General features: G+C 35.4%; 16 protein-coding genes and 1 riboswitch. Of the genes, 9 read left to right on the top strand and 7 right to left on the bottom strand.

Going from position 1 to position 19,847, the window contains the following annotated elements; genetic code table 11:
* The first annotated feature begins 129 nt into the window (after nt 1-129).
* The gene (locus tag HX124_RS08885; protein ID WP_286382308.1) at nt 130-1,188 is read left to right on the top strand and encodes a 3-deoxy-7-phosphoheptulonate synthase; all 1,059 of its coding nucleotides are present in this window, start codon (nt 130-132) and stop codon (nt 1,186-1,188) included.
* A gap of 74 nt (nt 1,189-1,262) precedes the next feature.
* On the opposite strand, the gene HX124_RS08890 is transcribed toward HX124_RS08885, so the two are convergent.
* Together HX124_RS08890 and HX124_RS08895 are read right to left on the bottom strand one after the other, a co-directional pair.
* Nucleotides 1,263-1,973, bottom strand: coding sequence for a glutamine amidotransferase (locus tag HX124_RS08890; protein WP_107008694.1), 711 nt, complete (start codon nt 1,971-1,973; stop codon nt 1,263-1,265).
* A 207-nt stretch (nt 1,974-2,180) separates the two neighbouring features.
* Nucleotides 2,181-2,753: a TetR/AcrR family transcriptional regulator gene (locus tag HX124_RS08895; RefSeq protein ID WP_286382309.1), complete on the bottom strand. Its 573-nt coding sequence runs from the start codon at nt 2,751-2,753 to the stop codon at nt 2,181-2,183.
* A 103-nt stretch (nt 2,754-2,856) separates the two neighbouring features.
* Between HX124_RS08895 and HX124_RS08900 the strand changes: the two genes are divergently transcribed.
* Nucleotides 2,857-3,600 carry an SDR family oxidoreductase gene (locus HX124_RS08900; protein WP_286382310.1) on the top strand — a complete coding sequence of 248 codons (744 nt, stop codon included), beginning with the start codon at nt 2,857-2,859 and terminating at the stop codon, nt 3,598-3,600.
* A 76-nt stretch (nt 3,601-3,676) separates the two neighbouring features.
* Complete coding sequence (locus tag HX124_RS08905) at nt 3,677-4,276, top strand: 2-hydroxychromene-2-carboxylate isomerase (RefSeq protein WP_286382311.1); 600 nt, start codon at nt 3,677-3,679, stop codon at nt 4,274-4,276.
* Between the two features lie 87 nt (nt 4,277-4,363).
* Here HX124_RS08905 and exaC read toward each other — a convergent pair whose 3' ends face one another.
* Entirely contained in the window at nt 4,364-5,875 is a 1,512-nt protein-coding gene (gene exaC, locus HX124_RS08910; protein WP_107008698.1) for an acetaldehyde dehydrogenase ExaC, read from the bottom strand.
* A 311-nt stretch (nt 5,876-6,186) separates the two neighbouring features.
* On the opposite strand from exaC, the gene HX124_RS08915 reads away from it, so the two are divergent.
* Entirely contained in the window at nt 6,187-7,371 is a 1,185-nt protein-coding gene (locus tag HX124_RS08915; RefSeq protein ID WP_286382312.1) for a sigma-54-dependent transcriptional regulator family protein, read from the top strand.
* 21 nt (nt 7,372-7,392) lie between these two features.
* Here HX124_RS08915 and HX124_RS08920 read toward each other — a convergent pair whose 3' ends face one another.
* The gene (locus HX124_RS08920) at nt 7,393-8,355 is read right to left on the bottom strand and encodes an alpha/beta hydrolase (protein WP_286382313.1); all 963 of its coding nucleotides are present in this window, start codon (nt 8,353-8,355) and stop codon (nt 7,393-7,395) included.
* A gap of 208 nt (nt 8,356-8,563) precedes the next feature.
* A complete protein-coding gene (mdh, locus tag HX124_RS08925; RefSeq protein ID WP_286382314.1) occupies nt 8,564-9,736 on the bottom strand; it encodes an iron-dependent methanol dehydrogenase in 1,173 nt (390 codons plus the stop codon).
* Nucleotides 9,737-10,021: 285 nt separating this feature from the next.
* On the opposite strand from mdh, the gene HX124_RS08930 reads away from it, so the two are divergent.
* The 3 genes from HX124_RS08930 (at nt 10,022) to HX124_RS08940 (ending at nt 15,482) form a co-directional block, all read left to right on the top strand.
* Nucleotides 10,022-12,052 (top strand): hypothetical protein, encoded by a 2,031-nt coding sequence (locus HX124_RS08930; protein WP_286382315.1) that lies wholly within the window; start codon nt 10,022-10,024, stop codon nt 12,050-12,052.
* Nucleotides 12,053-12,113: 61 nt separating this feature from the next.
* Complete coding sequence (locus tag HX124_RS08935; RefSeq protein WP_286382316.1) at nt 12,114-13,829, top strand: DEAD/DEAH box helicase; 1,716 nt, start codon at nt 12,114-12,116, stop codon at nt 13,827-13,829.
* A 175-nt stretch (nt 13,830-14,004) separates the two neighbouring features.
* Nucleotides 14,005-14,093: riboswitch (glycine riboswitch) on the top strand.
* 141 nt (nt 14,094-14,234) lie between these two features.
* On the top strand, nt 14,235-15,482 hold the full coding sequence (locus HX124_RS08940; protein ID WP_286376869.1) for a D-amino acid dehydrogenase: 1,248 nt from the start codon (nt 14,235-14,237) through the stop codon (nt 15,480-15,482).
* A 45-nt stretch (nt 15,483-15,527) separates the two neighbouring features.
* On the opposite strand, the gene nfsB is transcribed toward HX124_RS08940, so the two are convergent.
* Nucleotides 15,528-16,181, bottom strand: a complete 654-nt coding sequence (gene nfsB / locus HX124_RS08945; RefSeq protein ID WP_107007737.1) for an oxygen-insensitive NAD(P)H nitroreductase — start codon at nt 16,179-16,181, stop codon at nt 15,528-15,530.
* Nucleotides 16,182-16,401: 220 nt separating this feature from the next.
* On the opposite strand from nfsB, the gene hpaI reads away from it, so the two are divergent.
* Nucleotides 16,402-17,199, top strand: coding sequence for a 4-hydroxy-2-oxoheptanedioate aldolase (hpaI, locus tag HX124_RS08950; RefSeq protein ID WP_286382317.1), 798 nt, complete (start codon nt 16,402-16,404; stop codon nt 17,197-17,199).
* Nucleotides 17,200-17,622: 423 nt separating this feature from the next.
* Complete coding sequence (locus HX124_RS08955; RefSeq protein WP_228198997.1) at nt 17,623-18,165, top strand: hypothetical protein; 543 nt, start codon at nt 17,623-17,625, stop codon at nt 18,163-18,165.
* Between the two features lie 64 nt (nt 18,166-18,229).
* On the opposite strand, the gene HX124_RS08960 is transcribed toward HX124_RS08955, so the two are convergent.
* Nucleotides 18,230-18,649 carry a hypothetical protein gene (locus tag HX124_RS08960; protein WP_107007735.1) on the bottom strand — a complete coding sequence of 140 codons (420 nt, stop codon included), beginning with the start codon at nt 18,647-18,649 and terminating at the stop codon, nt 18,230-18,232.
* Between the last annotated feature and the right edge of the window lie 1,198 nt (nt 18,650-19,847).

Here is a 19,847-nt window from a genome sequence, read left to right on the forward strand (position 1 = left end):
CATTTAACTACGCATACTTTAGTAACTTTTATTGGTTTAACTTTACGCCAGTAACCTCTATTTTGCAGTCGAATAGACCCCATAAGCTCAAATAAAAGAGAGGGCTTTAAGTCCCTAAGGAAAAAAATGATGAATATGTTAAATCAAGCTTTACAACAAACTGCTCAGGCAGAAATACAACTGAGTACACCGATTCAATTAAAACAACAATTTCCATTGCAATCATCTCTTGCTGCTCAAATTGCAGAACAGCGCCAAACCATACAAAATATTTTAACAGGTAAAGATTCACGCCTGATGGTCATTACAGGTCCATGTTCAATTCATGATCCTGTGGCTGCACTTGAATATGCTCAAAAATTAAAAAACTTACAGCATTTAGTGTCAGATCAAATTTTTTTAGTCATGCGTACTTACATCGAAAAGCCAAGAACAACAATTGGATGGAAAGGCTACATGTATGATCCAAATCTAGATGGATCTTCAAATTTACAATTAGGCTTGGAAAAATCAAGAGAATTATTTTTAAATATTATTGAAATGGGATTACCTATTGCCAGTGAAATTCTAAGCCCAATGGCAACAGGTTATTTTGATGATTTATTGGCTTGGGGCGCGATTGGCGCGCGTACCAGTGAATCACAAATTCATCGTGAAATTTCAAGTCATATGCCATTTGCGATTGGTTTCAAAAATGGTACAGATGGTTCAATTCAAATTGCTTTAGATGCGATTCAATCTGCTTCACATGTTCATCAATTCATGGGGATGGGGCAACATGGGCTACCTTGTGTTTTAGAAAGTGAAGGTAATCGTTTAGCGCATTTGATTTTACGTGGTTCAAACTCTGGCTCGAATTATGATTTAGAGACAATCAATGCGATTCGTGAGCGCCATCAAGGTCTATTGCCTGCACTGGTGATTGATTGTAGTCATGGTAATAGTGCAAAAAATCCATTGAATCAGCCTGAAGTTTTATCTCAAATTATTGCTGAGCGTAAAGAAAGCCATGTGCGTGGTGTGATGCTAGAAAGCCATTTGCTGGATGGGCAACAAAAAATTTCTGAAAACATGATGTATGGTCAATCTGTGACAGATGGTTGTTTAGGTTGGGAAAAAACACAAAACTTATTATTGGATATGCATCAAAAAATGCAATCAGAATCATCTGCTTTGGTATGTGTTTAGGTAGATGAAACAGGCATTGAAGTACCGATATAAACGTACTTCAATACTTTACTCATACTCAAATAAGGCTTGAATTAAGACAGAGATGAATTTTGTAAAAAATGATGCAATATTTCTTGTGCTTTAGTTTCTAGTTTGACTGCATATTTTTTATTTTCTGAACGTAAATATTGAATATTGATATCTGCTTTACGTAATTCACAAGTATGCCCAATTAACCATTTTTCTAAACTCTCTGCTGTAACTTCAAGATGAAATTGTAAGGCTAAAATATTTTGTCCAAGACGAAAAGCTTGATGAGGATAAAGCGCTGAACTTGCAAGGAGTTCAGCATTTTCTGGTAAATCAAAGGTGTCACCATGCCAGTGTAATACAGCAGTTTCTTGTAATGTTGTTAAAGGGTTGTCAGCAAGGTCGATCAGTTGAAGAGAACTCCAACCAATTTCTTTTTGCGCTCCTGCATAAACTTTCGCACCTAAAGCATGAGCGATGAGTTGCGCACCTAAGCAGATGCCAATAGTGGGTAAGTTTTTTGCTAAACGTTGTTGTAAATATTGAATTTCTTCAGTTAAAAAAGGATAGTCTTCAGTTTCATAAACGCCAATGGGTCCACCTAAAATAATCGTTAAACCTTCGTGTTCAAAGGCTTTTTTTAAGTTGTCAACACCAGCTTCAAAATAGCGAACACGATAACCATGTTCATATAAAGTATCTTCAAAACTGCCTAAATCTTCAAAGGAAAGGTGTTGAATGGCATAAACAGTTTTAGGGAAATTTGAGTTCATTTGGGATTCTTATCGTGTGAGAAATGAGGGATTACGGCGATAAAGCAAGTGTTTAATCGGCGAGTTCTGTATGAAATTTTATTGAACTCTTTTCACAAACTCAAACCAATCTAGTAGAAAAATATATGGAAAATCATTTTAATTGCTTAAAATTAAATCATATTTAAAATGCAATTTCTATTGATTACTCTTTGTTTTTTTGCTTTTTTATTCATTTTTATATTGCTCTAGTGCTTGATAAATAAAGTATTTACTTGATTTTAAAATGGACTCTTGGGTTTCAAGGTCAGGCATACTACGTGCTAATAGGATTGAACCAACTAACTGTGACATCAAGCCCCATGCTAATGCTTCATTGCCTAAATGTTTTGTGAAAAGCTGTTGTCCATGTAGCAGTTCTTTTTGATAAAGAGATTTAATATCGTGCTCTGCGCGTGAAATTTCAGCAGCCAATGCAGGTAAAATACAACCATGTTCAGCTTGCTGGACATGATCAATAGAAAGGTAACGTTCTATTTCAAAATCGACCCATGCTTTTACATCATGATGTGGATTTTTTTGCCATAAATGTACACTACGTTGTAGCTCATTTTCTATTAGGGCTTTAAATAATTCATTTTTAGATGAAAAGTGAGAATAAAAAGCACCACTAGTGACTCCAGCAGCTTTCATAAAACCATCGACACCTGTTGCACCAAAACCATTTTTTTTTGCCAATTGCCCACTGATTGACAATAACTCTTGCCGTTTTTGTGCTTTATAACCTGTTTTATAACGCATAAGATTCCTTTCAATTTTTCTTGACGCTATTGAAAAATTATAACATAGTGATCGTTATAGTAACGATCGTTATTTTATAAAAAATGTGCATAAGGAAAAATAAATGTCTAGTTCTAAAACACAGGGAAAAAAAGTTGCTTTAGTGATTGGTGCTGGTGATGCTACAGGTGGAGAAATTGCCAAACGTTTTGCGCAGGGAGGATATATTGCATGTATGACTCGGCGTAATGCCGATAAATTGCAACCATTGATTGATGAAATTCAGCAGCAAGGTGGGGAGGCTTACGGTTTTGCCTCTGATGCACGTAAAGAAGAGCAGGTTATTGAGTTAATTGAGCATATTGAAAAAAATATCGGCGCAATTGATGTCCTCGTTTTCAATATTGGTGCAAATGTACCATGTAGTATTTTAGAAGAAACGGCACGTAAATATTTTAAAATTTGGGAAATGGCGTGTTTTGCGGCATTTCTTGTTGGGCGTGAAGTGGCAAAACGAATGGTGACTCGACAACAAGGAACGATTATTTTTACAGGTGCAACAGCAGGGATGCGTGGTTCAGCCTATTTTGCAGCTTTTGCAGGGGCAAAGCATGCTTTACGAGCTTTAGCACAAAGTATGGCACGTGAGTTAGGACCACAAAATATTCATGTGGCGCATGTAGTGGTAGATGGCGCAATTGATACAGAATTTATTCAAACCACATTCCCTGATCTTTATGCAAAAAAAGATCAAGATGGTATTTTAAATCCTGTGCATATTGCTGAAAATTATTGGCATTTGGCACAGCAACCTAGAGATGCTTGGACGCATGAGTTAGATTTACGCCCTTGGATTGAAAAGTGGTAATGACATTGCATGACGATTTAAAATATATGGTCAGCGATCAACACTCAATTAAGTATAAAAAAAGGAATCTAAAAAAATGAATATCATTGAATTTTATTTTGATGTGGGTAGCCCATATAGTTATTTGGGTTTTCATCAAATTCAAAAAATTGCTGAGCAATATCAAGCGGAGATTATTTGGAAACCTATTTTGTTAGGAGCTGTATTTAAAGCTACAGGCAATAATAGCCCAATGATGGTACCTGCAAAAGCGCGTTATTCAATGTTAGATTTAAATCGTTGGGTAAAGCTTTGGGATATTCCTGTCAAAATGAATCCAAATTTTCCAATTAATACTTTAAATGCCATGCGTTTAATTACAGCAACACAACTTTTTGCACCAGAACAGTTTTTGACTGTTTTAGACGGTGTTTTTAAAGCAATGTTTGGTGAACCTCGTAATTTAAATGAGTTGAGTGAATTACTGCAAGTTGCTCAAGAGGTAGGTTTAGATGTTGAGCAACTTGAAACTTGGTTAAGTGATGAAAAAGTTAAAAATGAACTGAAGTTTTTAACAGAAGAAGCTGTGAATCGTGGTGTATTTGGTGCACCAACTTGGTTTGTGAATGATGAAATGTTCTGGGGAGTTGATCATTTGCACTTTGTGGAAAGTAGTTTAGTACCTGTTGAGTCATAATCGTTATTTGTTTTGATTTCATAACAGCTAAAAACAATTAAAGCGAACCGAAGTTCGCTTTAACTACTTAAAATTTATATGTTTAACTTAGAAGAAGCCCATTGCTTTGGTTGAATAACTCACCAATAAGTTCTTAGTTTGTTGATAATGATCAAGCATCATTTTATGGTTTTCACGTCCAATACCTGACTTTTTGTAACCGCCAAATGCTGCATGTGCAGGATAGATATGATAACAGTTTGTCCAAACGCGACCTGCTTGAATCGCACGACCTGCACGATAAGACGTATGCGCTGAACGAGACCAAACACCAGCACCTAAACCATACATCGTGTCATTGGCAATACGAATTGCATCGTCATAATCTTTAAATGTGGTTACAGACAAAACTGGTCCAAAAATTTCTTCTTGGAAAATTTTCATGCTGTTGTCGCCTTTGAAAATGGTCGGTTCAATATAGAAACCTTGACCTACCTCTTGACGATCGCCACCACCTGTGAGGATTTGCGCGCCTTCAGCACGACCTGTTGCAATACAACCCAAGATCTTGTCTTGTTGCTCTTGCGATGCTTGCGCACCAATCATGGTATCTGTATCTAAAGGATGACCAGTTTTAATACGTTTAACACGCTCAACAGCCATTTCTAAGAATTTATCTGCGATGCTTTCTTGGATCAACGCGCGTGAAGGGCAAGTACACACTTCACCTTGGTTCAAGGCAAACATGGCAAAACCTTCTAAAGCTTTATCCAAATAGTCATCTTCTTTATCCATGACATCTTCAAAGAAGATATTTGGTGATTTACCACCCAGTTCAAGAGTCACTGGAATGATATTTTCAGTGGCATATTGCATGATCATTTGACCAACTGCCGTTGAACCTGTAAATGCAATTTTTGCAATACGAGGATTGGTTGCAAGTGGGCGACCGACTTCAACACCATAACCATTGACGATGTTTAAGACACCCGCAGGTAAGATGTCTTGAATCAGTTCGGCTAAAACTAAGATACTTGCAGGGGTTTGTTCCGCAGGTTTAAGGACAATACAGTTACCCGCAGCTAAAGCAGGTGCAAGTTTCCATGCTGCCATTAATATCGGGAAGTTCCATGGAATAATTTGCCCAACAACACCTAAAGGCTCATGGAAATGGTAAGCAATAGTATCTTCGTCAATTTCAGAGATGCCACCTTCTTGAGCGCGTAAGCAACCTGCGAAGTAACGGAAATGGTCAATACACAGTGGAATATCTGCTGCCAGTGTTTCACGAATCGGTTTACCATTTTCCCAAGTTTCAGCAACAGCCAATAACTCAAGATTTTCTTCTAAACGATCTGCAATTTTTAATAGAATATTTGAACGTGTCGTCGGTGAACTGCTGTTCCATTGTGCTTTTGCTGCATGCGCTGCATCTAAAGCCAATTCGATATCTTCAGCAGAAGAGCGTGGTACTTTGGTAAAAGCTTTACCATCAACAGGTGAGATATTATCAAAATATTCGCCTTTTACTGGAGCAACCCATTTGCCGCCAATAAAGTTTTCATATTGTGCTTTAAATTGTACTTTTGAACCTTCAGTATTTGGATCTGCATAGCGCATAAGAATTTCCCTTTACTTATTTTTAACGTTACATATAAAAGACGATGGTGATCGTCGTTTGCCTTGATGATCTGAGCTTATGAGGTGAAAGGTTGGTAAAAGGTTGGAGTTAAAAAGGCATAATTTGCGATACGATTTAAATTTTAGCAGTCTTTTCTTTTTGCTGAGTGGATTGAGAAAATTAGATACACTTTAATTCAGTATAACGCTTTGGTATTAAATGTCTTGACCTAGCCTAGATATTTTGTAAACAATGTCACTGTAGGTAAGAACAAGTAAAATGGAATGTAAAATTAAACGGATGTAAAAGGATGTTGAATATGCAAAGTTTAATGCAAAAGCGTCAACAAATCGAAAAGTTTAGACAAAGTAGTAGTTTATCCTTACATCAAGCAGATCAACTTGGGCAAAGTATTGCAAGTTCTTGGCAGCGTTCAAAGCAAGCTGATATTCCAATGGATCGTGAAGCAGCACCTTTACAAATTCAAAAAAATAATAAGAAAAAAGGGGCTTTAGAAGTTGCGCTGGATCAATGCGGCGATGAGCTTAAGCATATTGCACAACAATCTTCAATGGTCATCGCAGTGGGTGATGTTGGCAGTACCATTGTTTGGTCTGCTGCCAGTGGCAATATGCGAAATGCTGCGGAAAAAGTGCATTTTGTGGAAGGTGGGCAGTGGCGTGAAGACTTCGTTGGAACCAATGCTTTAGCTTTATCATTAAAAACACAACAATCAAGTTGTGTATTTTCCAATGAACATTATATGCATTCAATTCACGATTGGGTGTGCTATGCAGCGCCTGTGATTGATCCATATTCTAAAAACGTTTTAGGTGTCATTGATTTATCGACGACTTGGAGTCATCACAATAGTTTAGGTTTATTGGCAGCGGAGCGCTGTGCTTCGATCATTCAATCTGCTTTATTGAGCTATCAACAGCAGCAACTTTTTATTCGTGCTTTTGCTGTTCCTCAAGTGCTGTTCAATGGCAAGATTGTCGTTCTAACACCTCGTCAGATTGAAATCATCAGTATCTTGGCATTATGTCCACAAGGTTTGAATCTAGAAGGTTTACACCAAGCTTTATATGGTGAACGTAAAGTGAGTATGGGAACCTTAAAAGCTGAAATGTCGCAGCTTAGAGAGATTTTAGGCGGAATGTTAGGTTCACGTCCTTATCGCTTATTGGCACATGTTGAAGCAGACTTTTTACAAGCAGAAAATGCTCTAGATTCGGGCTATACCGACTCAGCACTAAAATTGTGTAAAGGTGTATTTCTTGCGAAAACGGAAAGCCCATTTCTTTGTGCATGGCGAGATTGTTTAGAGTCAAGATTAAGCGAAGCTATTTTTAAAGCCAATGAACCTGATGCTTTGCTGAAACATTTAGCGCATTTTCCAGAAGCGATTGATGCTGTAGAACGTTTAATTGAACTGACACCTATAGAACATCCAGCACATCAAATGCTCATGAAATATAAAGATGAGCATTGATCTGCTATAAATACGACTTAGTTAAAGCTCTTTTCGTGCTAACCATGAAAAGAGTTTTTGGTATACATCTGCACGTATTGCTGGAGCAGATAAGACCAAATCATGTAAACCATTCTGAATTGTCATTACAGTGACATCACCTTGTAATTTACTTGCATACTTTTGGATGCCTTTAACATCTAAAATTACATCAGTTGTTTGCGCGTCACGATTAAATCTTTTTGGGTTTGTGGTTTTATGTGAATGCATCACCAATGTTGGCACATCAACTCGGACGCCTGTATGAATTTCTTTTTGTGCTTCAAAAATTGCATGAACAAAACTTAAATACACTTTTGGATAGGTTTTTTTCTTCCAGTCTAAGTTAAAGTCCCATTCACCTTTGAGGTCTTTATGTAGGCTTGTGACATACCATTTATTTAGCTCACTTGGAAATTTTAAGTTTGGGAAGCGTCCACCTAAGGCACTCAGTTTTGGCAAAGCGAGTTTCTTTTTCCAACGCGGCATATTAAAGTTATAAAATGGGCTATTGCACCATAATGCTTTGATCAGTGGATGTGTTGGATAATGTGCTGCATAAAGTGTTGCGGTTAAACCACCTGTTGAATGTCCTGCAAGCACCACATGATCATGACCTTCCTGCCCAATGATTTTTAATGCTTCACTGATTTCGGCATCGTACTCTTGGAGGTCGAGCATATAATAAAATTTTTGATGCGGAAGATGAGAACGACCATATTTTCTTAAATCTAGCGCATAGAAATCATAGCCATGTTGGTTAAACTGTTCAGCCATTTCTTTTTGAAAATAATAATCAATAAAACCATGAGTATATAACACCGCTTTGGGTGTGGTTTGGTGTGCTTTTTTACGCACTAAAGTTGCAACGACTTTGCCTTCATAGTCATCAGGAAAATTTAAAGTCGCTTGTTCATAGCCTGTACCCAGTACATCAGGTTGATATATATAGTGTTGATTTGACATTTTTTATACTCTGATGAAGTGAATAATTCATCCTTGATGATAAAGTGATTTTTGTCAAATCATGTATGCATCTATTTTTTATTTTTAAATTTTATTGATAAATCTGGGTCTATCTAAAAAATAAAGATCAATCACCCATATAAAAAAAGGAATATCGCCGAAGTGATATTCCAAAGGTAGTTAAACAGCCGTATAAATGGGAGAGGATTTACATCGCTGCTTCAAAAATCGCAACCACTTGAGCATCAGTTGCTTTACGTGGGTTAGTAAGCATACACGCATCTTTTTGCGCATTTGATGTCATCACGACATGATCTTCAGCTTTTACGCCAAGTTCAGCTAAACCAGACGGAATCCCGATAGATGCTGATAATTTACGAATAGCATCAATTGCTGCTTGAGCTGCTTCAGTTACGGTTAAACCATGTGTATTTACACCCATAAGCTGTGCAATTTTTGCATAACGATCTGGGCATGAAATTAAGTTAAACTCGCAAACATGTGGTAATAAAATCGCATTACATACGCCGTGCGGAAGGTTATAGAAACCACCGAGTTGGTGTGCCATCGCATGCACATAACCCAGTGATGCATTATTAAATGCCATACCTGCTAAGTATTGTGCATATGCCATTGCATCACGTGCTTCAATATTTTCACCATTGGCAACCGCAGGACTGAGCCATTCACTGATCATGCTAATTGCTTTTTCTGCACAAGCATCTGTGATTGGGTTTGCTGCAGTTGAAACATAAGCTTCAACTGCATGTGTAAGTGCATCCATACCTGTTGCAGCAGTTAAAGCCGCAGGTTTAGCAATCATTAGTTTAGGATCATCAATCGCAACTAATGGTGTACAACGCCAATCAACAATTGCCATTTTGACATGTGTTTCAGTATTGGTAATGATGCAGAAACGTGTCATTTCCGATGCTGTACCTGCGGTTGTGTTAATCGCAACCAAAGGTGTCATTGGAACTTTACTTTGATCAATCCCTTCATAGTCACGGATATGACCACCGCCTGCTGTCACTAAACCGATACCTTTTGCGCAGTCGTGTGATGAACCACCACCTAAAGAAACAATAAAGTCACAACCATTATCGTTATATTCATTAACGCCATTATGTACGTTAATGTCTGTTGGGTTTGGTTCAGCGCCAGGGAATACATGACTATCTACGCCAGCTTCTTTCAAGTATTCAACAATAAGATCTGCGACACCAAATTTGAAAAGACCAGCATCGGTTACAATCAGTGCTTTTTTTGCACCTAAATTTTGTGCTTTAACGCCAACTTCTTTGGCACAGCCTGGTCCGAAAAGTGAAACACAAGGAATATAAAAACCGTTAGTTTGATCTGCAATATTTTTAAAAGCCATGGTGCGATTCCTTCTACCATATTTGTTATTAATCATCCGAAAGGTGATGATCACCTTGAGATTGAGTATCCGTGCTGTTCCTTATTTTTAATACCTACCTAAAACCTACCAAATAAAAAATGAAGAAAAATAAAGGCTTTGAAATATATTGAGTTTTAGCAGAATGGATGTAACTAAAAAATATATGGCAAAAAATGGAGATGTCATTAGATAGGGTATAATGAAAAGCTGATACGTATATCGATATGACGAAGTATATTTACCCACCTGAATGAGACGTTAGCGATGTTGCCATCAGAAGATCAAGAAAAGATGCATCCTCATCAATGGACAGCACAAAGTTTATTGAATATTGCCCCTGCATTGATGCAAGTATTTCAAGATCAATGGGCATATTTACAGGATATTAATGCGGAAAATATGCTGAAAATTTGTCATTCACCGCAACACATCTCAATCGCGAACGGTCTATTTGTGATTGAATTTGATGAAGAAGTTCTTATAAGGTTGAGTAAACCCAATAAAGAACTTTCCTTTGAAAAAATTTCCCAATTTATTTTACAACACATTCCATTTTTTACAGGTCATCAGGTTGCTCAACATCCCACAACTGTTAAAACCAATGTACAACTTTTACGTCAAACTTTAATCGAACAGATATTTGAATGGGTAGATGCAGAAAATCGGATTGAACAATTTTTATATACAATTTCACAGCAAGATGCACACGCTATAGATCATTTATTGATGCAACAAAACTATTATGATCAGGCTTATTTAACAAAATTTGTGGAGATTGGACAGACGATCCCATTGGAAGTGGAATTGAATTTAAAGCATTTATGTTTGGCAAATTCAGTCCAAGGCGAACAGCTTATTTCGGTACAAGCTTTAATTCCACATTATGAAAAATTTTGCTTTTCAGCACAGCGGTTTATGCCAAAAGCCATTTATGATTTAGTACGATGTTTTTATCCAGAACAATTTCATTTGGTTGATCTTCTCAATAAGAAAACAGATTTTTCCTTGTTGATGCAACATGCTCAAGAAAAACCACACATGTTACCTTTTGCAAAACTCATGCATCGTGGCTATTGGCAATATCAAAATTTATTAGATAAAAAACAATTTTTAGATGCAAAAAGTGTGTATTGGGATGAATCATTGTTGGCTCGCCGTCCTGTTTTTTATCAAACAAAAACTGTAAATTGGTTATTTAAACAAAGCTTTGAACTCAATTTATGGATCAGCCAATCGATTCAAAGCCCAAATTTGCGTGTCGCAATCACGGCATTAAGTTTACTCGATTGTAGCTATGTGCATCCTCATGTCATTTTAATGACTTTAAAATATTTTCAAAATATTGCAGCGCGTTTGTTATTGGCAGATTGTCATGCGCTCGCCATACAACAACACTGGTTTTTACAAGCAGAAAATACACAGTATCGTTTAAATGGTCATACTGAACATTTAGAACAAAAAATGGTGATCAGTTCTTCGATGTTATATATTGAAGAATGGCTCGCATTACTGCATGTTTTGTCGCAGAAAAATCAAAAGATCATTAAACAAAGTTATTTAAAACTCAGTCGGGCAATGCAAGCTTATATGATTTTTTTGCATCAAACTGTGCAGAATATTCCATCTGAGCTATATGAATTTATTGAACCTTCAGCGCAACAACACGATGATTTTTTTAAAATTTTAAAACAAAATCAGATCAGTGTGTCGGATTTTAGACAACATTTTAAACATTATATACCACATCAAAATCGTAGTATGAGTATTTTTGATTCTTATGTTGCGGATTATTTACTTGAACACTTTTCACAACAGAAAGTCTTGAATAAAAATATGACTTGGCAAGGTTTGTTTCAACATGCTTATGAATGGCATCAGCAGCTTGAGTTTGATGTGGCATTAAGCCATTTGAAATATAAAGTAAATATTGAAGAATGGGAGCGGTTGTCACCTGAAGCTGTCATTTATTTTGAAGAATGGTATTTTGAAGAATTACATCAGTTACAACGTGTCATTCAAGAATCTGTAGATTATAAACATTGCTTAGCGCATGTTTATGCAGAGCGTATGTCCGTTTATGAATATGTCGCATTTCATGTCTATGCAGAACAAAATCCTGAACAATGTTTAACTTTAGGCTGTTTGTATCAAAATGGGCAGTTACAATTTGATCAGTTGAAATATCCGAGTAATCGTGCCGCAGATGAAGCATGTTTAAATAAAGTCTATGCATTTATTGCAGAATTTAATTTAACACTTCGTAAAAAAGCAGCAGATGCACGGATTTTTGCTTAAAAACTTAACATTTATGGCAAAAATCGTTAGGCTATAGCAGTCTGATAAGGTCTAGGTTGTTATGAAACAAGAAACTGCACTTAAATTAATGAAAACAGGTGAAAATGTCTTTTTGACAGGTTCCGCAGGTGCAGGAAAGACCTATACTTTAAATCAATACATCAACTATTTAAAAGTGCGAAAAGTTCCTGTAGCGATCACTGCATCTACAGGCATTGCAGCAACGCATATGAATGGAATGACAATCCATACATGGGCAGGGATTGGAATTAAAGACATACTTTCAGACGATGATTTAAAGCGGATGAAAGAACGTAAATACTTAAAAGAACATTTAGAAAATGCCCAAGTTTTGATTATTGATGAGATTTCGATGTTGCATGCAAAGCAACTGAATTTAGTCAATCAAGTTCTAAAATACTTTAAAGAATCCGATGAAGCTTTTGGTGGTATTCAAGTGATTGCTGCTGGAGATTTTTTCCAGTTACCCCCTGTAGGCAAAAATGATGAAAAAAATCGAGATAAATTCTGTTTTATGTCAAATGCTTGGGTTGAGGCGAAGTTTCGTGTGTGTTATTTAACGGAGCAACATCGCCAAGATGATTCTGCATTAAATGATATTTTAAATGCGATTCGAGCGCAGAGTATTCAAGCACAGCATATTCAGGCTTTACAAGCGACAAAAAAACAAGATATTGGCGATACTTATACCCGTTTATATACACATAATATGGATGTCGATAGTCTTAATTTTAAACATTTAAATGAAATTTCAGGTAAAGAACATCAGTTTGTTGCTGTCACAGATGGCAATGAAAAACTCATTGAAACCTTAAAGTCTTCAGTACGTGCGCCTGATGAGTTAACGCTAAAAAAACATGCCAAAGTGATGTTTGTAAAAAACAATTTTGATATGGGCTATATTAACGGCAGTCTGGGTGAAGTGATTGGTTTTGAAGAAGATGATGAATTAGGCATTTTGCCAAAAGTTAAACTCAATGACGGAACAACATTATTAGTAGAGCCTGAAACATGGTCAGTGGATAATGATGCAGGTAAAACCATCGCGAGTTTACAACAAGTACCTTTGCGTTTGGCTTGGGCGATCACGATCCATAAATCACAAGGCATGACACTAGAAGCAGCGGAGATTAATCTCACACATACCTTTGAAAAAGGACAAGGCTATGTCGCACTTTCACGTTTAAAATCTATAGATGGATTACGTTTACTTGGTTTTAATGAGCAAGCTTTAGAGTTAGACAGTTTAGCCATTAAAGCAGATCGACGTTTTCAGGAGTTATCAACGGAAGCCGAACAGAATTTTGCAGAAACGGACTTAACAGTACAACACAATGCATTTATTCGTCATTGTGGAGGGACTTTAAATGCAACTGAAATTCAACGCAATGAGAAAAAGCTGGCAAAAACTAATGGCAAAACTAGCTATGCCACAGCAACTTTAGATGAAACACGTGAATTATTTGAAAATGGTTATGACATTCAAGATATTGCACAAGAACGTGGTTTGACCCCTGCAACGATTATTAATCATTTAGCCAAACTACATCGTGAACAAGGTTTAGATATTTCAGTGGCAAGCCCAGATGAAAATGTACTTGAGCAAGTTCGAAAAATTTATAAAAAACTGCAAAAAAGACAAGATCCAAGTCATTTTAGTGAAGATGGCAACATAAAGTTGCGTCCTATAGTCGAGCTAAGTAGTCCTCGTATGGGATATGACCAAGTACGCTTGGCATTATTATTTATTGAATAAATTCTTATAAAGACCACTTGTATTTTTTAGTCAAAACAATCATTGCTCAAAATAGATAGATGATTGTTTTGGCTTATTGAATTTACGCTTGTTTAATTTGCCATTTTTAAAATATTTATAAAAGGTGACTTGAGTTTTTTATAGATAATGGCATAGTGATTGCTACACAATAATAAATATTATTGCAGGAGAGATGTCTTCTGTAGACACGCCGAAGGAGCAACGACCCCGGAAACTCTCAGGCAAAAGGACTGTAATAATAAACAAAATCTGGAGAGTAGTCATTTAGGTGACTCACCGAAGGGGATGGAAAAAATACATAGGTGTGTATTTGTATCCGAAGCTCTCAGGTACCAATGACAGATGGGGCATACATGAAATTTTGTATTTCAAAGGAGTATGCACATGCGTCATATTGTTGTAATTGGTGCGGGAATCACAGGTGTAACAACAGCTTATGAATTAGCCCAACTTGGTTATGCTGTTACTGTTATAGACAGACATCTTTTTCCTGCAATGGATACTTCTTTTGCCAATGGTGGACAATTATCTGCTTGTAATGCAGAAGTTTGGAATCAAAAAGCCACAGTACTCAAGGGTATAAAGTGGATGTCTAAAAAAAATGCACCTTTATTATTAAATCCTTCTTTTAGTTTGCATAAATATAGCTGGCTCATGGAGTTTTTAGGAAATATTAAACATTATCAAGCCAATACCAAAGAAACAGTACGTTTAGCCTTGTTGGCAAGAGCACGTTTATTTGAAATTGCAGAACAAGAAAACATTCAGTTTGACTTAGAAAAACGTGGAATTTTACATTTTTATCATAATGAAGCTGATTATAAGGTTGCAACCTCAGTCAACGATTTATTGTGTGCAGGTGGTTTAGAGCGCCATGCAATTACTCCTGAGGAAATTACTCAAATTGAGCCGAGTTTAACAGGCAATTATTATGGTGGTTTTTATTGTCCTAAAGATGCAACAGGTGATATTCATAAGTTTACGATGGGCTTAGCCAAAGCTTCAGAACGATATGGCGTAAAATATTTGTTTGGGATGGAAGTTGCACATATAGAACGCAATTTACAAGGTATTCATATTCAGTACCATCCAAGTGCAGCCAATATGCAACAAGACTATACGGCTTTAGCTCAAATTTCTGCGGATGCCATTGTCATTTGTGGTGGGGTGGGAAGTTATCAATTGGCAGAAAAAATGGGTGATCGAGTGAATATTTATCCTGTTAAAGGGTATTCGATTACAGTGCAACTTGAAGATGAAGATAGCCAAAAAGGTGCGCCATGGGTCAGTTTATTAGATGAAAGTGCAAAAATTGTAACTTCACGCTTAGGTAAAAATCGTTTGCGTATCGCAGGTACTGCGGAGTTTAATGGCTATAATCGAGATATTCGCGCAGATCGTATTCAACCTTTAGTTGATTGGGCAAATAAAAACTTTGAAATTTCAACAGAGCATTGCACTCCTTGGGCAGGATTAAGACCAATGATGCCAAATATGATGCCTGTGGTTAAACGAGGAAAGCATGAACGCGTTTTTTATAATACAGGACACGGACATTTAGGTTGGACACTTTCTGCTGCAACTGCGGTGATGATCAGTCAAGAAATTTCAAAAAATTATCCTATTTCATAACAGATGATGGTTACAAAAGGGGGAGCTTTTCCCCCAAATGTATCTTTAAAGTTGGGTAAAAATCTCTTCTTTATTTAGACGAGATTTAGGGAGTTTAGCATTGAAATCAGATTCACTACGATAACCTAAAGTGAGTAGGGCAGAAGGAATCAGCCCTTTTTCTTCTAGCCCTAGTTCTTGGCTGATAATATCTTCATCAAAACCACCGATTGGTGTTGCATCAATGCCTTCAATGCCCGCAGCCAATAAAGCCTGACCAAGTGCAATAAAAGTTTGATTTTCTGCCCAACGCTGAATATCACCTTTTTCATTACGATAATAATCGACATAACCTGTGCGGCTGTCTTTTTGACCTTGTTTTGCTTTTTCATCTTTAAAACGACCACTGAGATCATCTTGATTTAACAAGTTTTCTAAATGTTGTTCAGTAATGTCGGCTTGGGTACAAAATAAAATAGTATGTGATGAATCTAAAACTTTGGGTGCATTATAAGCGTATTTACCGACAAGGGCTTTTGCAATACGTTGTTTGGCAGCGTTATTGTCTGCAATAAAATAGTGCCATGGTTGGATATTAATTGAAGAAGGTGCTAAACGTAAAACTTCAAGTAAACGTTCAAATTGTGCTTGAGGGATTTTTTGAGTGGCATCATAAGCTTTTGTGGTATAACGCTTTTTAGAAATACTGAGCAAATCCATAAGATAAGATTCCATTAATCGATAATTTCCGATTTTACTTTAATCTTCATGTAAAAGAAGAGCATTTTAAAATTTAGATATACATTTTATGGGTAAAGATTAATTTTAAAAGAAAATAGAATCAGATTTTTAAGCAATAACATCATATAAAATCAATATTTGTACTTTTATTTAATCAAGGTTTAATAAAACAGTTTTTGCAGTCATCGAGAAATAGTCAATGTTTGATCATACAAATCATTTCAAAAAAAAGTTGAAAACCCAACAACAAATTGGTCTCTGGGTTGGTTTAGCAGATGCCTATGGTACTGAGATTGCAGCAAATGTTGGTTATGATTGGCTCTTGATTGATGGTGAACATGCGCCAAGTGATTTAAGAACAACATTATCACAACTCCAAAGTATCGCAGCATATCCTTCTCAAGCAGTTGTACGTCCACCTATTGGAAATGTCCAAATTATTAAACAATTATTAGATATTGGTGCACAAACTTTATTGATTCCAATGGTTGAAACAGTGGAGCAAGCTCAGCTTATGATCAAAGCGGTGAATTATCCACCTGTAGGCATTCGTGGCGTTGGTGCAGCCTTAGCACGAGCAACACGTTGGAACAGTATTCCTGATTATTATGCAACAGCACATGAAAATATCTGTTTATTGATTCAAATAGAGTCTGTGACAGGTCTAGAAAATTTAGACGAAATTTTAAAATTAGATGGAATAGATGGCGTATTTATTGGGGCAGTAGATTTATCTGCAAGTATGGGCTATCAAGGTGATCCTAACCATCCTGAAGTACAAAAAGTGGTTATAGATGCTATCCAACGTATTCGTGCAGCAGGCAAAGCAGCAGGAATTTTATCAACACAACATGAAATGACACAGAAATATTTAGATTTAGGTACTGAATTTGTGGCAGTGGGTGTAGATACAAGTGTGTTGATGAATGGCTTAACACAGCTTTTGGCACAATATAAAGAAAATTGTAAAATTTCTATAAAAACAAATGGTTACTAATCTATGTGAAAAATATCACTTAATATACTTATTTCTTATAAGAAAAAATGAATTGTTGTAGGTGTATTAAGTGATTAAATTTAAATATTCTGCTGATAAATTGTACGATTTGTTGATATAATTGAGAAGCAAGTCACAACTTTAAGTTTTTTTGTCGTCGTTTCATTTGGGGCAATAAAAAATAATGGATGAATAATTTAAAAAATAATCAGCTATTAATGCAAAAAAAATCTTATTTTTTGGATATGGGGATATACAAAAAATTGCAAGATGCATGAGTAAACTTGTTGTAATTTAAATTATTTTTATAAAAGTAGTGAAAAATACCTAATTTCAGGTATAGTGCAACAAAATTTATTCATTACTATAACTTGCTGTTTCCATAGTGAATTTTAGCAAGAGCTTAACAGAGAATGTTTTATTATGTCTAAAAATACGTTAATGGGGTTGGTCATTTTGGCAGTTTTTCCAGTTTTTTTGACGGGAGCTGTACATGCAGCGGATGATCAATTGTCGTCCTTAATCACACGGGTAAATACACAAACTAAAAATAGTGATGTGATTTCTCCTTTGGAAAATAAACTATTAGGACGAGCGAGTTGGAAAATAAAATGTCAGTACAAAGCTTTTGATGATATGAAAGCATGTGTGATGAGCAAAGGTCCAATTTCTATTTTACATATGAACAGCCAATATATTGTAAATATTGGAGATAAACACGAAAAAAATACAATGGCATTTGTTCGTGTAGATCAAGGCGACTCTCTACAAGAGCGTGAAGGGCTATTTAGAAATGGTACGAGCATTGTTGGGCAGTTGAAACGTGGTAATTATGCCTATACACGTTTTCAACAAAACAAAGGTCAAGCTATAGAGAATAAAATTTCTTTAGTTGGTTTTACCGATGCATTTAATGATATGGAAGCACAATTTGCAAAATTAGGTGACGATAAAAATAATTTTTAAAATTTGGAATGTAAAAAATTTAAAAACGCTATCATTTGATAGCGCTTATTTTTGCATTTATTTTTTAGTAGGCATAATTTAAGTCAGTATATTTTGTCAAAGACATTTCGACATGGTCTTGAATAAACTTTTTGATATCTTCCGCAGTCATTGCTTTACCTTGATTGGTAATGACATGTTCTGAAGGTGCTTGTCCTGAAACAGTTAATTTATAAATAAAATTAACCACAACTTTGTATGCCGTATTTTGCTTGATAATACATGTACTATATAAGTAGGCATGTTCTAAATTTAAATCTGTATGTGAAAAAATAAACTGTTCAAAAAGTTTGAGTGCTTGACCATCTTCTAAAGCTTTTAATTCATCAATCACTTTTTTTTCGTGATGAATTTCATAACGCTCTGAAATTGCTTTACCATCAATTAATAAAGCAACTTTATCATTTTCATGCTCAATTACAGTAATATTGCTAAAGGTCGACATAAGAACTCATGAGATCAGACAAAATAAACCTGAGTATGTTGGAAATAGCCGTAAAATCAAAGTAAACACCTGTATAAAAAGTCTAAATAAACAACAAATAAACCAAATTTTAATATTAAAGCCAATCAAATTTTAGCAATGTATGGATGGATATTATCGTCTCTCTATTTTTACATTACACTTTAACTGGTCTAATCTTACCAAATCTTAAAATAATGTGATTTATTTCACAATAAATGTTGATTATGTTATTTGTTCTGTGTATTATGCGTTTCAAAGAAGGAGAATGTTGTAACCTTGGGGAAAGTTTTATATACCTGCCACATGATGTGCAGGTATTTTTTTAACTGAGCCATCAACATTTGAATATTCTACTAATTGAAGGGAAAATTGTTCTAAAACTGAAGAGGGCTTTATGAAAAATAAACATAAAATCTATAGTTATAATATTGATCAACTTATCTATACATCCAAGAGTTTATTTTTTTTCATTGTGATGTTTTGTATGCTGACTTCTTTGATTTATTTGATTGGAAATATTCATACGGGCTTATAATTTTATAAGATAAACTCATTATTAAAAATGATAATAAAAGTAACATTTTTAGGACTTCATCAACTCAGATGAAGTTTTTTATTATATAAAACTATTATTTATAAATGATTTGGCAAAATATAATGAGATATTAAGTAGTTTTTGTGCATTCTATTTGTAGTTTTTATAAATAAATATCAGTATTATCAGGTATTTATATGTAAAGTAATATTTCTATTAGATTGTGTAAGTATAATATTTGTTGTATAAGAAGTAATCAATAACAGGATAGGGAGATAAGATATGCTTGCTAAGTCTATGAGTTTCATATTCTTTTTATTGATGTATGTTGCACTTACAACCTTAGTATATTTAATAGGTCATGCAAGTTTGGGTTCATAGTTGAATTGATGGTTGTAAAACTATTCGATATAAAGTGCAGATGCATAACTCAAGTATAGTTATTAATACTATTTTTTAAAAAATAACCTGAATCATTGTAAAAAGGTTTAGGGGGAAAAGCCTTTCAGTGATGAAGGGCTTTTTAGCATGACAAATCTAATTTTTTTTCTTGAGTAAATAAAAAGATCATCATCTATTTAAAGCAGATATAAGAAAGTTCAGATTGAAATGCTGAGTGAAAATGAAATCTGCAATTCAAAA

The organism is Acinetobacter sp. 226-1 (assembly GCF_030329325.1).
Classification (GTDB): domain Bacteria; phylum Pseudomonadota; class Gammaproteobacteria; order Pseudomonadales; family Moraxellaceae; genus Acinetobacter; species Acinetobacter sichuanensis.